The 6720-nt window shown below is 70.4% G+C and carries 6 protein-coding genes; 4 read left to right on the top strand and 2 right to left on the bottom strand.

Features of this window, described 5'->3' with window-relative positions; genetic code table 11:
* Window positions 1-248: acetylxylan esterase (locus J1C73_RS12760; protein ID WP_207316470.1), on the bottom strand; the 248-nt coding region annotated here is incomplete at its 3' end.
* A gap of 200 nt (window positions 249-448) precedes the next feature.
* Window positions 449-1180 (bottom strand): FadR/GntR family transcriptional regulator, encoded by a 732-nt coding sequence (locus J1C73_RS12755; protein WP_207316469.1) that lies wholly within the window; start codon window positions 1178-1180, stop codon window positions 449-451.
* A 170-nt stretch (window positions 1181-1350) separates the two neighbouring features.
* Between J1C73_RS12755 and J1C73_RS12750 the strand changes: the two genes are divergently transcribed.
* From J1C73_RS12750 to J1C73_RS12735, 4 genes are all read left to right on the top strand, one after another.
* Window positions 1351-2946: an ABC transporter substrate-binding protein gene (locus J1C73_RS12750; protein ID WP_207316468.1), complete on the top strand. Its 1596-nt coding sequence runs from the start codon at window positions 1351-1353 to the stop codon at window positions 2944-2946.
* Between the two features lie 180 nt (window positions 2947-3126).
* Window positions 3127-4077: an ABC transporter permease gene (locus tag J1C73_RS12745; protein ID WP_123463447.1), complete on the top strand. Its 951-nt coding sequence runs from the start codon at window positions 3127-3129 to the stop codon at window positions 4075-4077.
* A gap of 1 nt (window position 4078) precedes the next feature.
* Window positions 4079-6049 (top strand): dipeptide/oligopeptide/nickel ABC transporter permease/ATP-binding protein, encoded by a 1971-nt coding sequence (locus tag J1C73_RS12740; protein ID WP_207316467.1) that lies wholly within the window; start codon window positions 4079-4081, stop codon window positions 6047-6049.
* Window positions 6046-6720 (top strand): ATP-binding cassette domain-containing protein (locus tag J1C73_RS12735; RefSeq protein ID WP_207316466.1); only part of this gene is annotated, 675 nt, incomplete at its 3' end. The genes J1C73_RS12740 and J1C73_RS12735, both read left to right, overlap by 4 nt.

Here is a 6720-nt window from a genome sequence, read left to right as displayed (position 1 = left end):
GGTTCGCCCGCCGCGGCGGGCATCCGCAGCCAGCCGCGCACCGGTTGACCGGCGAAGCCGGGGACCGTCACGTCGTAGGTGCGGACCTGGGTGAGCCCCGTCTGCACCTCGGTGAACACCGGCTTTTGCCGGGTGCGGTCCCCGGCTTCGTCCAGGGTCCGTGACCAGAAGTCGTCGAAGTCCGCCGGAACGGGCAACGGCGGCCGGTAGTCGCGGCAGTCCGCGAGCGAGAGGTCCGTCAACGGCATGGAGGTGCCCTCCTGGGGCGCGGCGGGAAAGTGCCGGGTGCGAGGTGAAGCACAGGTCATCAGACGGATGACGTCAGATGTCCTGTCGGCACACGGACCCTAGGCAGCCCCTGCCGTGCCCGTCAAGGGTGCGCCGGGCCGGGTTCGGGAGGAACGGGGCCCGGCCCCGCCGCCGCGCCGGAGGCGTCGGCGACAGGCGCTCAGCCCTTGGCGCCGTCGCGGGCCCGGGCCTCGGAGATCCGGCGCCTGACCGGGGCGTAGTGCTCGCCGAGCGCCTGCATGAAGCCGGCGGTGTCCCCGGCCCGCGCGGCGTCCACGATGTTCTGGTGGGCCGTGACCGTCGCCGTCTCGTCGGCGTGGGTGAATCCGTCGAGATGCGGGGCGACGATCGTGTACACGTCCCAGAAGGCCATCGAGAGCTGGCCGATCAGTTCGTTGCCCAGCGGGGCGACGAGCAGTGCGTGGAACGCCCGGTCGGCGTCCACGAAACCGTGCCCCTCCTGCGCCCCGGTCTCGCGCATGGTGGTCACCAGTCCGTCCAGCGCGTCGAGCTGCTCCGGCGTGAGCAGCGTGACGATCCGGTCGGCCATCCCGCGCTCGAAGAGCTCGCGCACGTCGACCAGGTCGGCCATTACCTGGAAGTCGTCGTCGGGGGAGAGCAGCCCGCGGAAGGTCAGGCTCTCCACCAGCGCCGACAGGCTCAGCCTGCCGACGTACGTGCCGTGCCCGTGGCGGACCTCGACGATGTCCAGCGCGTTGAGGATCTTGACGGCCTCCCGGACGCTGGAGCGGCTGGCGCCGAGGGCCTCGCACAGGGCGGGCTCGGTGGGCAGCGGGTCCCCGGGGCGGAGCCGTTCTTCGAGGATGTACCGCTTGATGCCGTCCACGACTTCCTGCCGGAGCAACTGCCGGCCGGGCCTCGTTCCGGACATATGTGAACTCCCCACCTCTTGACCCCTCTCGATTGTCAAGCTACGTTCCCACGCTATCAAGGCATCGGACATCTGACGTCTGATGCTTAAGGTTCCGCGGTCCCCGTGAACCACCGATCCACCACCCGTCTTCACCCCCGATGCCCCACCTCAAAGTCCCTGGAGGACCCGTGCCCGAGCTGAGATCAGCCGGTGTCGAGCGCCGCACCTTCCTGCGTTACACCAGTGCTGTCGGTGCTGCGGCCGCCATCACGGCGAGCCTCGCTGCCTGTGGCGGACCGTCCTCGACCGCCGACGGATCGGCGGACAAGGGCAGTGGCAGCGACCTCATCGAGGCCGGTCTGTCCTACCCGCTGTCGACCGGCTTCGACCCGATGATCACCTCGGGCGCGACCCCGTACGCCGCCAATATGCACATCTTCGAGGGCCTGGTCGATCTCGATCCGGCAACACTCGTGGCACGCCCCGCGCTCGCCACCGAGATGCCGAAGAAGATCAACGCCACCACCTACCGGGCGACGCTGCGCAAGGGGGCGACCTTCCACGACGGATCGGCCGTCACCGCCGACGACGTGGTGTTCAGCTTCGAACGCATCCTGGACCCGAAGAACGCCTCGCTGATGGCGCAGTTCGTGCCCTTCATCGACACGGTCAAGGCCGTCGACGCCGGCACGGTCGAGTTCAAGCTCAAGTACCCCTTCGCACTCTTCCCGTCCCGGATAGCCGTGGCCCGGATCGTCCCGAAGAAGATCGTGGCGCCCGACCCCAAGGCCTTCGACGCCAAGCCGGTCGGCTCGGGTCCGTACAAGTTCGTCTCGGCCACCCGCGAGGACAAGATCGTCTTCGAGGCGTACGACAAGTACAACGGCGCCCACCCCGCCAAGGCCAAGAAGATGGTCTGGCGCCTGATGTCCGACCAGTCGGCCCGCGTCAGCGCGATGGAGTCGGGCCGCGTCCAGGCCATCGAGGACGTTCCGTACATCGACGTCAAGCGGCTCTCAGGCACTGCCAGGACCGAGTCCGTGCAGTCCTTCGGGCTGCTCTTCCTGATGTTCAACACCGCCGACAAGCGGTTCGCCGACAAGCGGGTGCGCCAGGCGCTGCACTACGCCCTGGACACCGAGAAGATCATCTCCACCGCGATGGTCGGCAACGCCGCGGCGGCCACCGGCTACGTGCCCTCGACCCACCCCGACTACCACAAGGCCGCCACGGTCTACACGCACGACGTGGCCAAGGCGAAGCAGCTGCTCGCCGACGCGGGCGTGAAGAACCTGTCCTTCACCGTCCTGACCACCGACACCGGCTGGGTCAAGGACATCGCCCCGCTGCTGAAGGAGAGCTGGGAGCAGGCAGGCGTCAAGGTCACCCTCAGCATCGCCCAGTCCCCGGCCCAGTACGCCAAGATCGACAAGGGCGACTTCGAGGTCCTCGTCGCCCCCGGCGACCCGTCGGTCTTCGGCAACGACGCCGACCTGCTGCTGCGCTGGTTCTACTACGGCTTCTGGCCCGAGAGCCGCTACGGCTGGGGCAAGTCCGACGCGTACAAGAAGGTCAAGCAGACCCTCGACAAGGCCGCGCAGGCGGGCGACGAGGCGAAGCGCAAGGAGCTGTGGGGCCAGGTCACCGACCTCGTCGCCGACGAGGCCGCGCTCTACCCGATCCTGCACCGCAAGCTCCCCACCGCCTGGACCGAGAAGGCGCTGCCCGGCTTCAAGCCGCTGCCCACCACGGGCCTGTCCTTCCTGGACGTCAGCCGCGCCTGACCGGCCGCCACCGGGCCGCCGACGGCCGCCGCACCGGCCGCCACCGGCCCGGTGACACGGCGGCCGCCCCGGCCGCCGGCCCCCCAGCCCGGCGCCGGTCACCCGGCGCCAGATCGCCCGGTCCGGGACAACACCCCCCGCTGTCCCGGACCGGCCCGCCCAACCGCAAGGAACCCGACGATGGTTGCTTTTCTCCGGCTCGCGCTGCGCCGCGTCGCGATGATGCCGGTGATGATCCTCGGTATCGCGCTGCTCGTCTTCGTGGTGCTGCAGTTCTCGCCGGTCGACCCGGCCTTCAACGCGCTCGGGGAGAGCGCCACTCCCGAAGCCCGTGCGGCCTTCGCCGAGGCCAACGGCCTGAACGACCCGCTGCCCGTCCGCTACTTCCACTTCCTCGGCCAGCTGCTCCACTTCGACCTCGGGATGACCGTCCCGCCGAGCCAGCCCGTCGTCGACCGGATCACCGCCGCCTTCCCGCTCACCCTCCAGCTGACCGTCCTCGGCCTGATCCTCGCGATCGTCCTGGCGGTCGTCTTCGGCGTCGTCGGCGCGATGTACCGCGACCGCTGGCCCGACCAGCTGTTCCGGGTGCTCTCCATGGCCGGTGTCGCCATCCCGTCCTTCTGGCTCGGTGTCCTGCTCATCCAGCAGTTCGCACTGAACACCCGGATCTTCCCGACCGGCGGCTACACCAACCCCGCCGACTCCTTCAGCGGCTGGCTCAGGACCATGGCACTGCCCGCCTTCTCGCTCGCCGTGCCCGTCGCGGCGTCGCTCGCCCGTCTCGTACGGACCTCGATGGTCGCCGAACTCGACCGCGACTACGTCCGGACCGCCCGCGGCAACGGCCTGCCCGTGTTCCTGGTGATCCGCTCGGTGCTGCGCAACGCGCTCGTCACCCCGCTCACCGTGCTCGGCGTCAAGGTCGGCTACCTGCTCAGCGGCGCCGTCGTCATCGAGGCGATCTTCGACCTGCCCGGCATGGGCAAGCTCATCCTCGAAGGTGTCACCGGCGGCGATGTCGCCCTGGTCCAGGGCACCGTACTGACCATCGCCATCGCGTTCCTGGTGGTCAACGTCATCGTCGACCTGCTCTATCTGCTGGTCAACCCGCGCATCAGGACGGTGTGACATGTTCGCCACGGGCCGTCTGGCCAATAAGCTGTCCCGACCGGGCATCGCGTTCCGCGCCCTCCCGGTCACCTCCCGCGTCGCGCTCTGCGTGCTGCTCGTCGTCATCCTCGGCGCGGTGTTCGCCCCGCTGCTCACCCAGGACCCGCTCACCACCGGCACCCCGGTCCAGGCCCCGGGCGCCGGCCACTGGTTCGGCACCGACCGGGCCGGGCGCGACGTCTTCGCCCGCGTCGTGCACGGCTCGCGCTACTCGCTCGTCATCGGGCTCGGCTCGACCGCCCTGGCCCTGATCGCCGGAGCCCTTCTCGGCGCACTCGCCGCCACCTCGCGCAAGCTGGGCGACGAGTCCGTGATGCGCACCCTCGACGTGGTGATGTCGTTCCCGCCGATCGCCCTGGCCGCCGTGCTCGTCGCGGTCTTCGGCACCAGCGTCCCGGTCATCATCTTCACCATCGCCTTCGTCTACACCCCGTCGCTGGCCCGGGTGGTCCGCGCCAACGTCCTCTCCCAGTACGGCGAGGACTACGTCGCGGCCGAGAAGGTCATCGGCGCCCGGCGCGGCTACATCGTGCTGCGCCACGTCGCCGTCAACTGCATGGCCCCGGTCATGGTGTTCGCCACCGTGATGGTCGCCGAGGCGATCATCTTCGAGGCGAGCCTCTCCTTCATCGGCGCCGGTGTGCAGGACCCCGACCCCAGCTGGGGCAGCGTCCTGGCCTACGGCCGGCAGATCCTCCTCGCCGGCGGCTGGTGGGCCACGTTCTTCCCGGGCCTCGCCCTGCTGGTCACCGTGCTCGCGCTGAACATCCTCTCCGAGGGCCTCACCGACGCCTCGGCGGCTCCGAAGAAGACCCGTGCCGACGCGGACCCCGCCCACACCACCACGGCGCCGGACCCGGTGGAGGCCCGCTCCACCGTGGACATCGACGCAGCCCTCACCAAGCTCGCGGAGCGCATCCACGCCAACGGGCCGGCCATCAGCCCGGTACGGGAGGACGCCGCCGAACTCCTGGTCGTACGGGACCTCGCCATCCGCTTCCCCGACCGGTACGGCACCGTCCCGGTCGTCGACTCCCTCGACTTCACCGTCCACGAGGGCGAAACCCTCGGCCTGGTCGGCGAGTCAGGCTGCGGAAAGTCCATCACCAGCCTCGCCGTCATGGGCCTCCTCGCCCGCAACGCCGAGGTCAGCGGCGAAATCCTCTACCGCGGCCGGGACCTGCTGAAGCTCCCGCCGAAGGAACGCCGCGCCCTGATGGGCCCCGAGATCGCGATGGTCTACCAGGACGCGCTCTCCTCCCTCAACCCGTCCGTGCTCGTGGGCACCCAGCTGAAGCAGCTCACCTCGCGCGGGGCCGCGAAGACCCCGGCCGAACTCCTCGACCTGGTCGGCCTCGCTCCCGAACGCACCCTGCGCAGCTACCCGCACGAGCTCTCCGGCGGCCAGCGCCAGCGCGTCCTGATCGCCATGGCGCTGTCCCGCAGCCCCCGTCTGCTCATCGCGGACGAGCCGACCACCGCCCTCGACGTCACCGTCCAGGCCCAGGTCGTCGAACTCCTCGTCCGGCTGCGCGACGAACTCGGCTTCGCGATGGTGCTCGTCAGCCACGACCTCGCCCTCGTCGGTGACCTGTCGCACCGTGTCGCGGTGATGTACGCGGGCCGGCTGGCCGAGATCGGCGACACCCGGTCCGTACTCACCGCCCCCACCCACCACTACAGCCGCGGCCTGCTCGGCTCGGTCGTCTCCCTGGAGGCGGGCGCCGAACGGCTCCACCAGATCCGCGGCGTCGTCCCCGCACCACAGGGCTTCGGCGAGGGCTGCCGGTTCGCCTCGCGCTGCGGCGCCGCCACCGAACTGTGCCGCACCACGTCCCCCGCACTCACCGCACGCGGCAGCGCGCACGACCACGGCTTCGCCTGCCACCACCCGGCGAAGGCCGTACAGCTGGAAGGGAGCGCCCTGTGATCAGGCTGGACGGCGTCCACGTACGCCACAAGGCACGCAGCGGAGGCGTGTTCCGCCGCGACGCCGTGCACGCCCTCACCGACGCGAGCCTGGAGGTCGAGCGCGGCGAGATCGTCGGCCTGGTCGGCGAGTCCGGCTGCGGCAAGTCGACGATGGCCAGGGTGCTGACCGGTCTGCAGAAGCCCACCGAGGGCACGGTCACCTTCCACGGCAAGGACCTGTGGGAGATGTCCGGGACCCAGCGGCGCGACGACTTCGGCTCCGCCGTCGGCGTCGTCTTCCAGGACCCTTCCACCGCCCTCAACCCCCGGCTCACGGTCCGGCAGATCCTGCGCGACCCGCTCGATGTGCACCGCCGCGGCACCCGCCAGGAGCGAGAGGCGCGCGTCGAGGAACTCCTCGACCTGGTCGGCCTCCCCGGCCACACCCTGGCCGCACTGCCCGGACAGCTCTCCGGCGGCCAGCGCCAGCGCGTCGCCATCGCCCGCGCCCTGGCGCTCGAACCGGAGCTGATCGTCGCCGACGAACCGACGTCCGCGCTCGACGTCTCGGTCCGCGCCCAGGTCCTCAACCTCCTGGTGGACCTGCGCGAGCGGCTCGGCCTCGGCATGGTGTTCATCTCGCACGACATCCAGACCGTGCGCTACCTCGCCGACCGCATCGCCGTCCTC

It is taken from the genome of Streptomyces laculatispora (assembly GCF_017353455.1).
GTDB classification, from domain to species: Bacteria; Actinomycetota; Actinomycetes; order Streptomycetales; family Streptomycetaceae; genus Streptomyces; species Streptomyces laculatispora.
The sequence above is the reverse complement of the archived record's forward strand: the minus strand, read 5'-3'. Positions and strand labels throughout refer to the sequence as shown.

Excerpts from the sequence above, each read along its gene's own strand:
- J1C73_RS12740 (WP_207316467.1), top strand. The coding sequence starts at position 4,079 with ATGTTCGCCACGGGCCGTCTGGCCAATAAGCTGTCCCGACCGGGCATC.
- J1C73_RS12755 (WP_207316469.1), bottom strand. The coding sequence starts at position 1,180 with ATGTCCGGAACGAGGCCCGGCCGGCAGTTGCTCCGGCAGGAAGTCGTG.
- J1C73_RS12745 (WP_123463447.1), top strand. The coding sequence starts at position 3,127 with ATGGTTGCTTTTCTCCGGCTCGCGCTGCGCCGCGTCGCGATGATGCCG.